General features: G+C 61.1%; 14 protein-coding genes and 3 pseudogenes. 13 read left to right on the top strand and 4 right to left on the bottom strand.

Translation table 11 applies throughout. From position 1 onward, the window contains the following. Window positions 1–192, bottom strand: a pseudogene (locus M0D69_RS34890) (IS6 family transposase); the annotation flags it as partial. Window positions 193–462: 270 nt separating this feature from the next. Here M0D69_RS34890 and M0D69_RS34885 point away from each other — a divergent pair. Beyond that, window positions 463–753 carry a hypothetical protein gene (locus M0D69_RS34885; protein ID WP_301786381.1) on the top strand — a complete coding sequence of 97 codons (291 nt, stop codon included), beginning with the start codon at window positions 463–465 and terminating at the stop codon, window positions 751–753. A gap of 155 nt (window positions 754–908) precedes the next feature. On the opposite strand, the gene M0D69_RS34880 is transcribed toward M0D69_RS34885, so the two are convergent. Beyond that, window positions 909–1,076, bottom strand: coding sequence for a hypothetical protein (locus M0D69_RS34880; RefSeq protein WP_301786380.1), 168 nt, complete (start codon window positions 1,074–1,076; stop codon window positions 909–911). Between the two features lie 50 nt (window positions 1,077–1,126). Continuing rightward, window positions 1,127–1,821 (bottom strand): annotated as a pseudogene (locus M0D69_RS34875) (DUF4382 domain-containing protein). Window positions 1,822–2,316: 495 nt separating this feature from the next. Between M0D69_RS34875 and M0D69_RS34870 the strand changes: the two are divergent. Then, the gene (locus tag M0D69_RS34870; protein ID WP_301786382.1) at window positions 2,317–2,589 is read left to right on the top strand and encodes a hypothetical protein; all 273 of its coding nucleotides are present in this window, start codon (window positions 2,317–2,319) and stop codon (window positions 2,587–2,589) included. Window positions 2,590–3,152: 563 nt separating this feature from the next. On the opposite strand, the pseudogene M0D69_RS34865 reads toward M0D69_RS34870, so the two are convergent. Further along, window positions 3,153–4,559 (bottom strand): annotated as a pseudogene (locus M0D69_RS34865) (sigma 54-interacting transcriptional regulator). 1,363 nt (window positions 4,560–5,922) lie between these two features. Between M0D69_RS34865 and M0D69_RS34860 the strand changes: the two are divergent. The 11 genes from M0D69_RS34860 (at window position 5,923) to M0D69_RS34810 (ending at window position 15,720) form a co-directional block, all read left to right on the top strand. Further along, window positions 5,923–6,105, top strand: a complete 183-nt coding sequence (locus tag M0D69_RS34860) for a Flp family type IVb pilin (protein WP_301786379.1) — start codon at window positions 5,923–5,925, stop codon at window positions 6,103–6,105. Between the two features lie 50 nt (window positions 6,106–6,155). Next, complete coding sequence (locus M0D69_RS34855; protein WP_301786379.1) at window positions 6,156–6,338, top strand: Flp family type IVb pilin; 183 nt, start codon at window positions 6,156–6,158, stop codon at window positions 6,336–6,338. A 53-nt stretch (window positions 6,339–6,391) separates the two neighbouring features. Further along, on the top strand, window positions 6,392–6,571 hold the full coding sequence (locus tag M0D69_RS34850; protein WP_301786378.1) for a Flp family type IVb pilin: 180 nt from the start codon (window positions 6,392–6,394) through the stop codon (window positions 6,569–6,571). 90 nt (window positions 6,572–6,661) lie between these two features. After that, window positions 6,662–7,207 (top strand): prepilin peptidase, encoded by a 546-nt coding sequence (locus M0D69_RS34845; protein ID WP_301786377.1) that lies wholly within the window; start codon window positions 6,662–6,664, stop codon window positions 7,205–7,207. A gap of 95 nt (window positions 7,208–7,302) precedes the next feature. Next, entirely contained in the window at window positions 7,303–8,703 is a 1,401-nt protein-coding gene (locus M0D69_RS34840) for an ATP-binding protein (RefSeq protein ID WP_301786376.1), read from the top strand. Window positions 8,704–8,742: 39 nt separating this feature from the next. Continuing rightward, window positions 8,743–9,591, top strand: a complete 849-nt coding sequence (gene cpaB / locus M0D69_RS34835) for a Flp pilus assembly protein CpaB (RefSeq protein WP_301786375.1) — start codon at window positions 8,743–8,745, stop codon at window positions 9,589–9,591. Window positions 9,592–9,705: 114 nt separating this feature from the next. Beyond that, window positions 9,706–11,583 carry a type II and III secretion system protein family protein gene (locus tag M0D69_RS34830; RefSeq protein ID WP_301786374.1) on the top strand — a complete coding sequence of 626 codons (1,878 nt, stop codon included), beginning with the start codon at window positions 9,706–9,708 and terminating at the stop codon, window positions 11,581–11,583. Window positions 11,584–11,603: 20 nt separating this feature from the next. Beyond that, a complete protein-coding gene (locus M0D69_RS34825) occupies window positions 11,604–11,942 on the top strand; it encodes a hypothetical protein (RefSeq protein WP_301786373.1) in 339 nt (112 codons plus the stop codon). 141 nt (window positions 11,943–12,083) lie between these two features. Then, entirely contained in the window at window positions 12,084–13,295 is a 1,212-nt protein-coding gene (locus M0D69_RS34820; protein WP_301786372.1) for an AAA family ATPase, read from the top strand. A 20-nt stretch (window positions 13,296–13,315) separates the two neighbouring features. Further along, the gene (locus tag M0D69_RS34815; RefSeq protein WP_301786371.1) at window positions 13,316–14,683 is read left to right on the top strand and encodes a CpaF family protein; all 1,368 of its coding nucleotides are present in this window, start codon (window positions 13,316–13,318) and stop codon (window positions 14,681–14,683) included. A 53-nt stretch (window positions 14,684–14,736) separates the two neighbouring features. Next, window positions 14,737–15,720: a type II secretion system F family protein gene (locus M0D69_RS34810; RefSeq protein WP_301786370.1), complete on the top strand. Its 984-nt coding sequence runs from the start codon at window positions 14,737–14,739 to the stop codon at window positions 15,718–15,720. Window positions 15,721–15,730: the final 10 nt, after the last annotated feature.

Genomic DNA, 15,730 nt, shown 5'->3' with positions numbered 1-15,730 from the left:
CTCCGGCGTGAAATGCTTCACCCAGCGCATGATCGTAGTGTGCGCCAGCGACAGAGCGCGCTCGGCCATCATTTCAGTGAGGTCTCGAAAGCTGAGCTTGTAACGCAAGTACCAACGCACGCAAAGGACGATAATTTCTCGGTCGAAGTGGCGCCCGTTGAACGATCCGTCGATGCCTTTCAACTTACCCATTGGCCCGTGCTCATCAAAAGCTTGAGCGTAACAGACCGATGCATCCGAATTGCACAACAACCCGCTCACTTCCCGTCGCCGGCCACAGGTTTAATTTCTGGCCTGTACGATTGAAGGTAGCCGCTTTCGCTGACACACGACTAAGTGCCTCCTGCCCGAGCGGACAGCGACCGGAATCGGCGTTACAGATCATTACACTCGGGCAGCTCATGCGCCGCATGTCGACCATACAATTCAAGCGCCCACGACAAATGCTTCAAGGAGAATAATATGATCTCAACAACTCGATTAGTTGCAGTCGCACTAGTCGGCCTGCTGGGCGTATCGTCTTTGTCCAGCTACGCTCGCAGCGGAGGAAGTGGCGGTGCCGGAGGTAACGCGGGTGGTTCCTCCGCCGGTCATATGAGCAGCAAGGGCGTCAGCAACACCAACAGCCCGATCTCGGCGGACCGAGATAAGGGGCTGGCGCGTGCCGGGGACCGGGCCAGTACACATGCTCAGTCACACCCGAGTCCGCACAGTAACAAGGGGAAGCACACTGCCGTTAAACCTGCAGCCTAAAAGACCTGCAATGGAAGGGGAGTCGCTATGGCATTCTTCCGGCCAATCCGATAGGTGGGCGTTCGCTATGTGTTGTGGCTGTCATGCTATCGTGTCACGTAGGATCATTACAGGACTGCAACCCGGTATCTCGCCCGTCACAGCGGCGTCGCACATCAGCAATTCCCCTTCTTCGCTTGTCCCGGTGGACAAAAATCGTTGCCCGGACCACCATGAGGCTTGCCTTGTGGCATGACGACCATGCCCGGCTCATCCGGCAAATAAACGGCACAGCCGCTTAACAGACCGGCGCTCGCTATCAACAGACAGAAAATTTTCCTCATGTTGTTCTCCGAGGAAGGGCGCGGGCCCTTCCTTCGTCAGGTAATAGAAGTTAGAAACTGAAGTTGACGTTCATCCGATCGCTTTTCGACACGTTGACAGCGGACGATTGCGTTGTGCCGCTCACCCTATCGGCTTCTGCGATGTACTGGCCTGCCTCATTGATGGCTGCAGACAGCGCAAAAGGTAAACTCCCCGTGTAGGTGCCGACCAACGGCGGAGCCGCAGGCAGGTTCAACGCATATGCGCCGGTATCCAGGTTGGCGTTCGCGCTGACGATTTCGTAACTAATTCCGCTAATCGATTGCAACGCACGCACGATGGCTTGCGCGCTGACTGGCACCACCGTACCGCTCGCGACGTGCATGACGGAGGTAGGCAACGCGATTGGTGCCGACGAAGTAGCTATGGCAGTCGATGTATTCACCGTTACCGGCACGGAGCGGACGATACCCGTTGCAAAGCCGTTTTGGACGACAACGACATCGTAATTGCCGTTAGTCGAACTCTGCACCAGAGGCGTCAGCACGAACTGTCCGTTGCTGTCGGCGCCTGCGCATTCATATTGACCCGCACCTTGCTAACCGTCACATAGGCGTGGTCAAAACCGCAAGACGGTGAATCCGTCATCGCCACATGAAGCGTGCTGGTGGCGTTACTGCCACCGTCTCCGCCCGCGCCGCCGCATCCAGTAAGCACCATCGGAACCGCCAGCACGCACGCCAGTGACTTCAGTATCGTCTTCATGGGAAGTCCTCCGTTGTTGTTGTGTTCGCGAAGGATGCGGAAAGATGCTGTAAGCTTTTCCAGCAAATTGCAACGAGCCGTAACCGGCATGCTGTGCCGAATGGTGTGGCTTCGGATGCTGCTATCTGACAAGTCGTGCAGATCGGAGCCGTTCTATCGATAACGTAGGGTCGCCGCCCGTTAGATCGTGATGGACAACACAGGGCAGCAACCGATCACATCCTTCCGTTAGTCGCCACGGTTCCAACGCGTGCAGATGACGGACGGTTTGATTCGTACCATTACCTATCAGCGGCAACCCGATGCAGTCCGATGTTCTCACTGCTCAACGAGTGTGAGTCGATACAACGCCATCGCCGGTGTCGGCTGATCTGATACCGTTCCACTCGATGAATCGCAGGGTACGTTACGGGTACGTCTATCATGTGCCCGTTTGCCAACCGCTCTCGCGCTTTGAACGAGATGACAAGTTTGAGTTTTTTTATAGGTAAAACAATGAAACGTTCATTTATCGCGCTGGTGTTTGCCGGCATTGGGATTGCCCTGTCTGGTGCCGCGCATGCGGTTGATGTCAGTGTCGGAATCAATGTCGGTGTTCCGGGGCCCGTTGTTGTAGTGCCTGCGCCTGTCGTCGTCGTTCCGGGCTGGCAGGGCGACCGGTATTGGGACGGCCGCCGTTATTGGGACCGCGAAGAATGGGAAGAGCATCACCATCATCATGGTCGTGACCACTGTCCGCCCGGGCACGCAAAGAAAGGGGAGTGCTGACTAGACCTGGCAAGGGATGCGTTGAATACGAAAAGGCCGAAAGTGTCGCGCCGCGTTAGGTCGACATGGCTTGGTTGATTGGTTGGTTAAACGCTGCAAAATACTTGCAGCGGCTCCCAAAGCCATTTGGTTGAGTGGCTGACTTTCTTCATGAGCCTGCTGGTGTATTACCGGCTTACCAACTGGCTGCCGACTGTCATCAACAACACTGGTGTTCCGATGAGCGAGGCCGTGTTGATCACCGCAAGGATCCCTTTCGGCCGATTCTGCACAGTGTCCATTTGCGAGCGACCATTATGTCTAGGATGGAAAAATAAATGTATTCGTTGGGACGCGTGCGCAACTGTCGGGGTTGACACGCAGCCCCAATGAGTTGGGTTGCGCGAGAATGGGTTGCTAGTGGAAATGCATGGCATAACGAAATATTTTTACATAACGTCTGCGAGCATACAGTTCGTTGTCGCGTATCGGTTTGGTCATGTCCTCTACTTTGAACAAACGGCATGGAGGCTGCCAAACACCATCTCGTTTTGACGACATCGGAAAGCCTCAGATCAGACGGATTATTCCCGGCGCTGTTCCTTAGCCGCATCGTCATCATCTCCATCGTAAGCAGCCGTGTCCACTGGGTCACGCATGCCATGCGCAACCATCAGCCGATACAGGGTGACGCGCGAGATTTGCAGTGCTGCCACCGCCCAGCCCACTCAGTGATCGTGGTGCAACAATGCGGTTTCGATCGCGCTGCGCTCCGCCATGTCGCGCATATGGTCAAGCGTTGTCACCTCCACGCCGACGAAGGATTCGAGATCGAGATCTTCGGGCGAGAGCAGCCTGGCTTCAGTCATCACGATCGCGCGGCGCACGCGATTGATTAGCTCGCGCACATTGCCGGGCCAGGAGTAGTTGTTCATCGCCTCGATCGCCGACGCCGTGAAGCCGCGAATCGTGTGGGTGCCGTCCTTCTTGAACTTGTGCAGGATGTGATGCGCGAGAATTTCGATGTCCCTGCCGCGCGCGCGCAGCGGCGGCTCGTCGACGTGCAGCACGCACAGGCGGTGGAACAGGTCGGCACGGAAACGTCCGGCGTGTATTGCAGCTTCGAGGTCGACGTGAGTCGCCGAAATCACACGGATGTCAACGCAGAGCGATTCGTGGCCGCCCAGCCGTTCGATCTTGCCCTCCTGCAGGAAGCGCAACAGGCTTACCTGCGCTTCAAGCGGCATGTCGCCGATTTCGTCGAGAAAGAGGGTGCCGCCGTTCGCTGCTTCGATGCGCCCGATTTTGCGCTGGTCCGCGCCCGTGAACGCGCCGCGTTCGTAGCCGAACAGTTCCGACTGAAGCAGGTGCTGCGGAATCGCACCGCAGTTGATCGCGACGAACGGCGCCTTGCGGCGCGGCGAGCGCTCGTGGATCGCGAGGGCGGTGAGCTCCTTGCCGGTACCCGACTCGCCGCAAATGAACACGCTGGCGTTCGTGTTAGCGACCTTGCGGATTGTGCTGAAAAGGGATTGCATCGCCTCACAGGTGCCAACCATCTCGTGGTTGCCTGTGACGGTAGTTTTGGCGGGGGTGTCAACACAATTTAACGCCGCCATGCCGCGAGCGTGCCCGAGCACATGGGAGATCGATTCATGAGACAACGGCATGGTGACGTAATCAAAGCAATAACTCCGAATCAGATCGCGCACCGCATGGCTTGCCGATTGGCCCGCGGCAGTGACGGCGACCCAGCCGATGGTCGGCTGGCTCAGGCATGCCCTGAGGGCCGCACAGTCGCGGGGCGTGAAACCGTCGAAATCGATGAGACCTGCGGCAACGCGGGATTCCTTTGTCGCGGCCTCCGCGCCGGGAACAGTTCTCGCGACGGTGACCTCCCAGCCAGCTGCGCGCACATGCGCCAGGAGCAACTCATTCGGTGCGCGGGCAACGCAGATCAGGCGGCGCTGAGTGTCCGGCTGCGGCAGCATAGCCGACTGCGCTGAATCGGCAGTCCCGCAGGAGACTGTTCGAAAACGTCCAGATGATTGTGGCACGATATTTCCCCCGTTTTTATGTCGTTGCGCCCGAATAGCAGGTACACAACGACATTCTTATGTTGATGCGATTCGCTGCAGGTGGCGCGAAAAACTGATCGGTGCGGCCGTCATTGCGCTATCCACAGAGAGTCAATACAGGTTATCTGCTCGATTCATCTGCGGATATATCAGTACATTCCCCCGGAATTGGGAATCGAGTGTGCGGCAAATAACAGATGTGCGCGATGCCGTATCCCGGAGCGATTCGGCAAAAGAACGTATTGATATCAACGACCGGCGTGTCTGCTCGATGATCGGGCAAACGCCGACCTAGAACTCGTGGGTGGTTTGAAGTATCCGTCATCTTGATATATGCCATATCGGCATGACGACCTGTGTGGCTGGCTCCAGCGGCAGCAAGCAGTGCAGGCGCCGGCGCGGTTTGGGACGATCTACCGCGCACGAGCCCGGACTCTACCCGTGTGACCAAACGGCCGTTGAAATCATTCCCAGAGACCCTGATTCGATCGGATTCGGAACATCCGCAAGGTGCCATGTTTCAACCATGCAACGATTCGCCTCGTGCAGGCTCGAGAGAAGTAGTGGAGTTCCGAGCAATCTATCCTGGACCCTGTCCGGGTCAAATCCATGGTTGGTCGCTGTAGCCAATATGGATGGCGGATCCGCGCGATTCGCTAGCCTACGAAGATATGTGACCAGATGTAACGGCATTGCAACCATTCTATCTCTCAGACAATTTCTCGGAGACACACAATGGGTCGACCCCCGCATGATTGTTCATGTTTGCGGAGCTGGCCCACTCCTTGCAACTACGTTCCTCACATAGTCGACGACATGGCGGCGAGTGCGAAGCAACAACGGGGAGTTTTGGTTGCGTCGCACTCAACATCAATGTCACCGGGGATTCATCTTCGACACGCACCCGGCGCTCAGGCGCTCAGGGAACGGCGAGAGGAACAAGTCGACTGCGAGAGAAGACGAGGGAGAAATAAAACATGTGGTCCTTAATTTTTGTTCGGGCAGCGTCGCGATGTGCCACACGCATTGCATCCCTCTTTCCGGCACCTTACATCGCAATCAGGCGAGATACGTCGCTGATGGACCCGGCCCATAACCGGCGGGTACCACAAGACGGCCCCCGAGACATGACTGCCGCCGAGCCGCTTCAGGCTCGTGCCCGACCGCTTGCTCACGTAGCCGACGGCTCATATTTCTTGTAGCACCCGCAGCACGTTGTATCAAACCGCAGTTATCCGATGTCATTTACTTTAGTAGTCCAAACGGAGTTTAAATCATGCAATCGTTCATCAATAGCACCAAGGCATTCATTCGCGACGAAGACGGCGTGACCGCCATCGAGTATGGGCTGATCGCCGCCGTCATCTCGGCGATGATCATCGCGTCTTTTGGCCCTCTTTCCGCGGCTGTCGGAGCCAAGTTCGGCGTGATCGCGGCGGCTGTGACTGCCGCCGCCTGAAGTTGTTATCCAATGTCGTTTACCTTAGTAATCCAAAAGGAGTTTAAATCATGCAATCGTTCATCAATAGCACCAAGGCATTCATTCGCGACGAAGACGGCGTGACCGCCATCGAGTATGGGCTGATCGCCGCCGTCATCTCGGCGATGATCATCGCGTCTTTTGGCCCTCTTTCCGCGGCTGTCGGAGCCAAGTTCGGCGTGATCGCGGCGGCTGTGACTGCCGCCGCCTGAAGTTGTTATCCGATAATAATTACTTTAGTAGTCCAAAAGGAGGAGTTTAAATCATGCAATCGTTAATCAATGGCACCAAGGCATTCATTCGCGACGAAGACGGCGTGACCGCCATCGAGTATGGGCTGATCGCCGCCGTCATCTCGGCGATGATCATCGCGTCTTTTGGCCCTCTTTCCGCGGCTCTCGGCCTCAAGTTCGACGGGATCGCGGCGGCTGTGGCCGCTGCCTGAAAGAGGTGCGACGGACGAGTCACACCTGCCGATTCGTCCGTCTCACCACCGCTTTTCGCAGCTCGCTGCCCATACCGACGAGGTCTTGCCATGTTCATTATCGCGTATGCACCGCCACCGATCGCACCATGCGTGATCGCACTGGTGATCGCTGCCGCAAGCACTGACATTCAGTGCCGGCGCATTCCGAACGTTCTGGTCGCGGCGGGTCTGCTCGGCGCGCTGTTCGTGCAGTGCTGGCTGCGCGGGATTCCGGTAGGCGCTGCGACGTGGCTGGCCGGCGCCGTCGTCGGATTCGGCCTGTTCCTGCCGTTGTATTTACTGCGCGGGATGGCCGCGGGCGACGTCAAGTTGCTCGCGATGGTCGGCGCATGGACCGGGCCGCTGCTGGTTTCTTACGTCGCGCTCGCCACATGTGTGATCGGTGGCGTGTGGGTACTGACCGTGACAGTGCGACGCCGTCAACTGAAGAAGCTGTTCGTCAACGTTTTCATCCTCGCCCATCCCGCATTGCGCGGCGGCAGGATTGTCGCGCGCGGCGGTGAACCCGCTGCGATCGAATCGGTGGGATCCGTGCCATACGGTGTCGCGATTGCGGCAGGAACGGTTGTCGTGCTGCTGGCGACAGCGGCATAGCTGGAAATTTAAAGAGTAAGCCGGACGACGATCCGGCTATCGAAATCACATACCGTGCGGCGCCCGTTGTCGGCACCGCACCCGGGGAGCAACACATGGACGAGCACAACAAAGAGACGGGGCACGCCGCGAGCATCTGGCGTCTGCATGAGACCCCGGCAGCGGCCGCCCGCCAGGCACACCAGCCTGCAATCGCGCTACGCGCGCCGCGCTGTCTTGCGGACACCGGTCTGCCTGCGATGTTCGTCTCGCAACTGGTGCTCAAGTCGATGTTGCTCAACGGCAAATCGTCACTCGGCGATCTGATCAGGCGACACTGCCTGACGGCCCCGGTGCTCGACGAGACCATCGGCTTTCTCGTGCGTGAGCACCTGGTCGAGATCGCGCACCGCGGCGCGACCGAGCTCGATGTCCATCTGCGCCTGACCGACGCCGGGTGCACGCTCGCTGCGGCCGAAGCGGCCCGCTGCGCCTATTGCGGGCCGGCGCCAGTCTCCCTCGAGAGCTATCTGGAAGTGGTTCACACCTATTCGGTACAGCGGATCCGCATCACGCAACCCGACGTGCATGCGGCTTTTGCCGGCATCATCGTCGACGCGGCCTTGCTCGATTCGGCGGCGGCGGCACTGAACGGCGGCCGGCCGCTGATGCTCTACGGCCCGGCAGGCAGCGGCAAGACCTTCCTCGCCGAACGCCTGGGCAAGCTGCTGCAGGGCGCGGTGCCAATTCCGTACGCCATTCATGCGGGCGGGGAAGTCATCCAGCTCCATGACCCGCTCGTCCATCACGACGCGCGTCCCGAGGACCTGCCCGACATGACGGACCGGCGTTGGCACGCGTGCAGGCGGCCCGTGGTCATGTCCGGCGGTGAGTTGACACTCGCGATGCTCGACCTTCAGTACAACCCGAACGGCGGCCTCTACCAGGCGCCGCCGCATATGAAGGCCAATATGGGCCTGTATGTGGTCGACGACCTGGGCCGCCAGCGCGTCGCGGCAGCGGATCTGCTCAACCGCTGGATCACCCCGCTCGATCGTGGCGTCGATCAGTTCGCGCTGCAATCCGGTGCGCGCTTTGTCGTGCCATTCGACGTGTGGCCGGTGTTCTCAAGCAATCTCACGCCCACCGAACTTAACGACGACGCGTTCCTGCGCAGACTTGGCTCGAAGCTCCACGTCGGTCCGCTCTGCGTCGACGATTATCACCGCGTGTTCGACGCCCAATCCGCGGCGCTGCAGCTCGAGACGGACGCCGGTGCATTTGACTACCTGATGCACGAACTGCACGCGCCGAACCGAACACCGCTTCTCGCCTGCTATCCCCATGACCTGCTTGCCGTGCTGTGTTCGTTCGCGCTCTATCACGGCGACGCGCCCGTCGTCACCGAGCACGGACTGGCGCACGCATGGCACAGCTACTTTGGCAGCGACCCCGAATACGACCACCAACAAGCACCCGCCGCACAGCGGACGGGCAGAACGTACGCCGGCGCTTGACCGGAAACGTGTCACACGAACTCACGAAGGAGTATCACCATGAAGACTAGTCGCGCTGTTGTGATGTTGGGTATGGCCCTGCTGGCAGGGGTCGCCGCCGTGGGATTCGCGTCACGGTGGCTGTTGCAAACGTCGTCGTCGGCCGTCACACCGGTGGCCGTGGCTGCCGCCGAAGTAAGCCTCGGCCAGCCGCTGAGCTCGAACATGGTTCGGATGGTGAACTGGCCGACCGGGAGCATCCCGCCGGGCGCATTCAAGGACACGAAGGCGCTGGAAGGCCGTGTGGTGCGCACGAGCCTCGAACCCGGTGAGCCCGTGATCGAGGCCAAGCTCGCGCCACAGGGCACAAAGGGTGGGCTCTCGGCGGTGATTGGCGAAGGCAAGCGGGCGATCACGGTGCGCGTGAACGATGTGGTCGGCGTCGCGGGCTTCGCGCTGCCGGGCAACTACGTCGACGTGATCGTCAACACGCAGGAGCCTGAGGTCAAGAGCTCGGACCCACAGCAAAGCATCTCGAAGATCGTCCTTGAAAAGATCCTCGTGCTAGCGGTTGCCCAGCAGGTGAGCCGGGACGACACGCAACCCAAGGTTGTGAATGCGGTGACGCTCGAAGTCACGCCGGACCAGGCGGAAAAGCTCGACCTGGCGCGCAGCGTCGGCAGCCTGTCGCTGGTGCTGCGCAACCAGATCGACAATCGTGCGCTGCCCACTGGAGGCGCGACCAAGATCACGCTGCTCGGAAGACCTGCTGCCGCAGTTCCGGCTCCGGCTCCGGCACCCGCACCCGCGGTTGCCCCGACACGCGTGAAATACACCGTCCGCCCAACTATCAGACGCGACTGTATCGGCGTGCTGTCGGGCACACAGGGCAGTCAGGAATGCTTTTAACAAAATGCTACGCAACCATGCGATCCGGGGGGATTGCCGCGCAGCAGGACGTCCGCTACAGCAGCGTCCTGCACACGTCGGTTCACTCGCAGCGAGCAACGGGGAGATAACCAAATGAAATCGAATCAACTGAATGTAATGAGCGGCGGTGCACTGCGCACCGTCCTGCTGACCACGACGGTGTGCGCGTCGTTAATGAGCGCCCAAGGCGTGCTCGCCCAGGAAGCCGTCGAGAACGGCATGTCCGGCAAGGTCAGCGCGGTGCCGCTGCCGCAGGGCCACGGCCCGATGCAGATGACCATCAGCATGAACCCCGCTCCGGCCCAGCCAACCGGGGCGATGCAGGGGGGCGCCGCGCGCGGCCCGGCGTGCACCCGCACGCAGTCCGAACAAAGCACGGTGGTGGTGCCGGTCGGCAAGTCTACGCTGCTGCATACCGCCGAGCCGGTGCGCAATCGCACGCTTGGCAATCCGCAGGTCGCACAGGCGACCATGGTATCGCCACAAACGCTCTACGTCGTCGGGCTCGCTGTCGGTACCACGAACATGATCGTGCAGGGCAAGAGCGGTGCGTGCGAAGTGATCAATGTCGTAGTGAACGCGGATTCCGGTGGCTTGCAGACATCGTTGTCCCAATTGATGCCCGACGAACCGAACATCCGGGTCGCCACGGTCGCCGGTGACCTGGTGCTGGCGGGCCGTGTGTCCAGCGCGCAGGCGGCGGGACAGGCGCAGGAGATCGCCAAGGCCTATGCGCGCAGCTCAGCGCCCAGCAGTGGCAATGGCAATGGCAATGGCAAGACTGCCAGCGTGTTGAACATGATGAGCGTCGACTCACCGCAACAGGTGATGCTGGAGGTCAAGGTCGCCGAAGTCTCGAAAACCTTGCTCAACCAGATGGGCGCGGCGCTGAACATCCAGGGCGGCTTCGGCTCGTGGAGCGGTGCACTCGTCAGTAGTCTGCTCGCCGGCGTATCGAGCATCATCGACGTCAACAAGGCGAACAACCGGCCGTTCAACATCGCGGTCGATGCGCAACACGGCGACAACCTGGTGAAGATTCTCGCCGAACCGAATCTCGTCACGTTGAGCGGCCAGGAGGCGACATTCCTCGCCGGCGGCAAGGTCTTCATTCCGATTCCGCAAAGCAACTCCGGTGGCGGGACGACGATCACGCTGCAGGAAGAGGAATTCGGTGTCGGTCTGAAGTTCACGCCGACTGTGCTCGCAGGGGGGCGTATCAATCTGAAGGTTGCACCTGAAGTCTCGGAGCTGTCTCCGACCGGTGTCGCGGTGGGTGCGACTAATACCACCGGCTTCTCGATTCTGCCGCTGATCACCACGCGCCGCGCATCCACCACGGTTCAGATGAACGACGGCGAGAGCTTCGCGATCGGCGGCCTGATCAAGAGCAACGCCACCGGCACGATCAAAGCGTTGCCGGGAGTCGGCGAGGTGCCGGTGCTCGGCGCACTGTTCAGAAGCACGTCGTTCCAGCAGGACCTGACCGAGCTCGTGTTCATCATCACGGCGCACCTGGTCAAGCCGGCACAAACGGCTTCGAACTATCCGCTGCCAACCGACAGCTTCACGAAACCTAGCGAAGCGGACGTCTATCTGATGGGCAACATGGAAGGTCGTGGCGCCGCCGGCAACGCGAAGCCCGTCCCGTTGACTCAAGCGCCTGCCGCGCCTGCGCCCACCCAACAGGCTCCGGCACCCGCTCCGGCACTTGCGCCGACGGACGCGCCCACGCAAGCGCCGCGGGAATCTGCGGCCATCCCCGACAAGCGGACGATCACGCAGGCTGTACCAATGCCCGCCACGGTGACAGCGCCGCTGCCGGAACCGCACGCCAGTGTGGGGGCCGCGCCAACAGACGAGCTTGCCGCGCGCGTCGCGCGCATCGAAGCAGCGGCTGCTCAGCTTGCCGCACACCAACGGCAGCAGTACGAAAAGCTGGGCTCGTCGTCCGCTCCCGTCCAAAACTGAAGCTTCACCAGGAGAACATCATGACCATCCGACCCATTCTCTTCTTGCGCTGGGTAGCACTGATCGCACCGGCCTGCGTCGCACTGAGTGGTTGCCTGTCGACGACGCCCATCTGGGATAGCCACTTCGGCCAGTCCGTCAGGACCGTGACCCAGGCGCAGATCATCGATCCTGACGCGGCGACCCATCATCCGTCCAGCAGCGGGATTGACGGCAAGGCCGCAGTCGCGGCGATGTCGAACTACAACGCGTCGTTCCAGCAGCCCACGTCGACCACCAACCCGTTCGTAATCGGCGTAGGCGGTAGCGGTAGCAGCAGCGGAGGCGGTGGCATGCCCGCCCCGGCGAGCGGCCAGTAGACACATTGAGCCGACGATGATTCCGTGCGTGCCGCTGACTCTGACGATGCCGCCTTTTACCACCACATTGCCACGCGAGAGCCTCACCAGCTCGAGCGGCGGCAGTACATGCAACCAAAGTTGCCAGCGGGTGACAACATCATGATCAATATCCTCATCAGTTCGGAACACTCTGGCCGGATGTCCGAGATCGTCCGCCTCGTCACTGCCTGCGGTAGCTATACCACCACACGGATGCAGGGTGAGCCGTCGACGTTGCTCGAGCGTGGCGACAGTCTCGACGTTTTCGATGTGCTGATCATCGACGCGTCGTCGCTCGAGCGCGCCGAACTGCCTGCCGTCGACGTGCTGGTTCACCGCTATCCGAGCCTGACCTGCATCCTGTTGTTGCCCGAAGCGTCGCCGGCCGCGCTGATCGCGGCGATGCGCGCAGGCGTTCGCGACGTGCTGAACTGGCCGCTCGATCCGCGCGCGCTCGGCGACGCGCTAAAGCGCACGATTGCGCAGCATGCAGCGGACCAGCGGCATGAAACGCATATGGTGTCGTTCATTTCCTGCAAAGGCGGCGCAGGCACCAGTTTCATCGCGGCGAACGTCGGCCACGCAATCTCCACATTGCACGGCAAGCGCGTGCTGCTGGTCGACCTGAACCAGCTGTTCGGCGACGCGGCATTCCTGGTCAGCGACCAGGAGCCCCCCTCGACGTTGCCACAGATGTGCGCGCAGGTCGACCGCATGGACGCCGCGTTTCTCGATGCATCCCTCATGCACGTGAGCCCTGGCTTTCACATACTCGCAGGCGCGGGTGATCCGCTCAAGGCGCTCGAGATCCGCGAGGAGCAACTCGAATGGATTCTCGGCGTCGCAGCACCTCGCTATGACGTTGTGCTGTTCGATCTGGGGCAGAGCATCAATGCGCTATCGATCGTTGCGCTCGACCGCAGCGCCGAGATCCATATGGTGCTTCAGGCGAGCATGCCCTACGTGCGAGCGGCTCGCCGCCTGCAGGAAATCCTCGTGTCCCTTGCCTACCCGGTTGACCGGCTCCGTGTGCTGGTCAACCGGCACCGCCGCCAGGACGAGCGGGCCAGGAGCGCGCTCGAGCAGGTCCTGGGAAAGCGCCCGTCCCATCTGATTCCCGACGACCCACAGGTGGCGTATGACGCGGTCAATCTCGGAGAGCCCGTGTTGAAGACGGCCCGCAACAGCCCGCTTGCACGCAGCCTGCAAATGCTCGCCCAAAACATCGCGAACCATTCTTCGGGCGTTGCGAGCCCGGACAAGCGCGATGAATCGCTGCTTGCGAAACTGTTCGGGCGCTCCGGCGCACCGCGACAGTCCACGGTCTCATAACGTTCAGCCAGGAGAATCTCATGTCATTACGTGAACAGATGTCGTCCCAGATGATCCACACGCTGCCGGAGCGTCATTGCGGCAACCGCGCATCGCTCGGCCTGGCGCGCGCTGCATACCAGACGCTAAAGCGCCAGGTCCACGAGATCGTGCTCGATCGCGTCGAACTGGAACGGCTGTCGCGTCTGCCGGGCGAACAGGTCCGCCAGGAGATCGGTACGCTGATTGCGCGCATTCTTGAAGAGGAAAAGGCGCCGGTGAACGATCTGGAGCGCAAGCAGCTTGCGATTGACATCCATGACGAAATGTTCGGCTTCGGCCCGCTCGAGGCGCTGCTGCGTGATCCGACCGTCTCCGACATCCTCGTCAACACATACCGCACGACCTACGTCGAGCGCAAGGGTCGCCTCGAGTTGACCGACGTGACCTTCTACGACGACGCGCACCTGATGAAGGTGATCGAGAAGATCGTCTCGCGCGTCGGACGGCGCATCGACGAGTCGAGCCCGATGGTCGATGCACGCCTGCCCGATGGATCGCGGGTCAACGCGATCATCCCGCCGTCGGCCGTCGACGGTCCACTAATGTCGATCCGGCGCTTCGCCGTCAGCCCGCTGCAGGTGTCGGACCTGGTCGCATCGCAAAGCCTGACGCCGCCGATGGCCGAGCTACTCGACGCGCTCGCGCGCGCCAAGGTGAACATCCTCGTGTCGGGTGGTACCGGCAGCGGCAAGACGACGCTGCTGAACATCCTGTCGGGGTTCATCCCGGAAGACGAGCGCATCGTGACCATCGAGGACGCGGCAGAGCTGCAGCTGCGTCAGCAGCATGTGCTGCGCCTGGAAACACGGCCGCCGAATGTCGAGGGGCGCGGTGAAATCACGCAGCGCACGCTGGTGCGCAACGCGCTGCGGATGCGCCCCGATCGCATCATCCTAGGTGAAGTGCGCGGAGAAGAAGCGCTGGACATGCTCAATGCGATGAACACCGGCCACGAAGGATCGCTCGCGACGATTCACGCGAACACGCCGCGCGACGCGTTGACCCGCCTCGAAAACATGATCAGCCTCGCCGGGCTCGTACTGCCGCCCAAGAACCTGCGACAGCAGATCTCGTCGGCGATCTCGGTGGTGGTCCAGGTGGCCCGGCTGACCGACGGACGCCGGAAGATCGTCAGCATCCAGGAGCTGACGGGTATGGAAGGCGATATTGTCAACATGCAGGAAATCTTCACGTTCAAGCGCACCGGTGTCGACCAGAACGGTGCGGTGCGCGGCTACTTTTGCGCAACCGGCGTGCGGCCCAAGTTCACGCAGCGGTTGCAGGCGTTCGGCATCACGCTGCCCGACCAGCTTTACGATCCCGCCCGGCACTTCGACACCGCGTAACGGACAGCGCCGGCGAGAAACGGCGCTCACCGCTCTTTTTTTGTGAGACATCCATGAATCCGATCTTCTACACCTTCGTCATCTTGCTGTTCGTCGCCGTGGTACTGGGGATTGAAGGCGTGTACCAATGGTGGAACAGCCGCCACGGCCCTGCCGCGCGCCGCCTGGAGCAGCGCATCCAGGCCCTGTCGGCGGGCGCACAGGTGCAGGGGGAGCGGCTGACCATCCTGAAGGAGCGCATGCTCAGCGGATCAAAACCGCTGGACGCGCTAATGATGCGCATGCCGCGCGTGCAGATGCTCGACCGGATCATTCTGCAGTCCGGGTTGAGCCTCACGGTGGGCCGTCTGGTCGTGCACAGCGTGGTCGCGGTCGCGATCGTAGCGGTGGCGGCCAGTTTCGCGCCGCTACCTGTGCCGATGCCGCTGATCGCGCTGGCCGGTGTCACGGCGCTCGCCTTCCCGACGCTGCGGGTGTTGCGCTGTCGCCGCAAGCGTCTGCGCGTCCTCGAGCGCCAGTTGCCCGAAGCGGCCGACATGATCAGCCGCGCGTTGCGCGCGGGGCATTCGTTCTCCAGTGCGATCGGCATGCTCGGCAGCGAGTTTGCCGAGCCGATGGGCGGTGAATTCCGCATCGTGTTCGATGAAATCAACTACGGCGTCACGCTGAACGACGCTCTAATGAACCTTGCCACGCGCGTCCCGGTGCACGACCTGCGCTATTTCGTGATCGCCGTGCTGATCCAACGGGAAACCGGCGGCAATCTCGCCGAGATACTGGACAGCATTGCGGCACTGGTCCGCGCACGCCTGCAGTTGTTCGACAAGGTGCGGGTGCTGTCCGCCGAAGGGCGTCTGTCCGCGTGGATCCTCGGGCTCTTGCCGTTCGTCACTGCGGGCGCAATACATGTGCTGAATCCGACCTTCCTTGCTGTGTTGTGGGAGGACCCGGCCGGGCTGACCGTCGTCGAGACCGTCCTTGTCTCGATGGTATTCGGGGTCCTGTGGATGCGGCGCATCGTGCAGATCCGCGTGTGAGAACAGGCCG

Origin of the sequence: Caballeronia sp. SEWSISQ10-4 2 (genome assembly GCF_030464885.1) — a bacterium.
Taxonomy (GTDB): Bacteria; Pseudomonadota; Gammaproteobacteria; order Burkholderiales; family Burkholderiaceae; genus Caballeronia.
Note: the sequence above shows the minus strand (reverse complement) of the source record. Positions and strands in the feature narration are given on the sequence as shown.

Coding starts and splice junctions, on each gene's coding strand:
- M0D69_RS34885 (WP_301786381.1), top strand. CDS start 463: ATGATCTCAACAACTCGATTAGTTGCAGTCGCACTAGTCGGCCTGCTG.
- M0D69_RS34880 (WP_301786380.1), bottom strand. CDS start 1,076: ATGAGGAAAATTTTCTGTCTGTTGATAGCGAGCGCCGGTCTGTTAAGC.
- M0D69_RS34870 (WP_301786382.1), top strand. CDS start 2,317: ATGAAACGTTCATTTATCGCGCTGGTGTTTGCCGGCATTGGGATTGCC.
- M0D69_RS34860 (WP_301786379.1), top strand. CDS start 5,923: ATGCAATCGTTCATCAATAGCACCAAGGCATTCATTCGCGACGAAGAC.
- M0D69_RS34855 (WP_301786379.1), top strand. CDS start 6,156: ATGCAATCGTTCATCAATAGCACCAAGGCATTCATTCGCGACGAAGAC.
- M0D69_RS34850 (WP_301786378.1), top strand. CDS start 6,392: ATGCAATCGTTAATCAATGGCACCAAGGCATTCATTCGCGACGAAGAC.
- M0D69_RS34845 (WP_301786377.1), top strand. CDS start 6,662: ATGTTCATTATCGCGTATGCACCGCCACCGATCGCACCATGCGTGATC.
- M0D69_RS34840 (WP_301786376.1), top strand. CDS start 7,303: ATGGACGAGCACAACAAAGAGACGGGGCACGCCGCGAGCATCTGGCGT.
- cpaB (WP_301786375.1), top strand. CDS start 8,743: ATGAAGACTAGTCGCGCTGTTGTGATGTTGGGTATGGCCCTGCTGGCA.
- M0D69_RS34830 (WP_301786374.1), top strand. CDS start 9,706: ATGAAATCGAATCAACTGAATGTAATGAGCGGCGGTGCACTGCGCACC.
- M0D69_RS34825 (WP_301786373.1), top strand. CDS start 11,604: ATGACCATCCGACCCATTCTCTTCTTGCGCTGGGTAGCACTGATCGCA.
- M0D69_RS34820 (WP_301786372.1), top strand. CDS start 12,084: ATGATCAATATCCTCATCAGTTCGGAACACTCTGGCCGGATGTCCGAG.
- M0D69_RS34815 (WP_301786371.1), top strand. CDS start 13,316: ATGTCATTACGTGAACAGATGTCGTCCCAGATGATCCACACGCTGCCG.
- M0D69_RS34810 (WP_301786370.1), top strand. CDS start 14,737: ATGAATCCGATCTTCTACACCTTCGTCATCTTGCTGTTCGTCGCCGTG.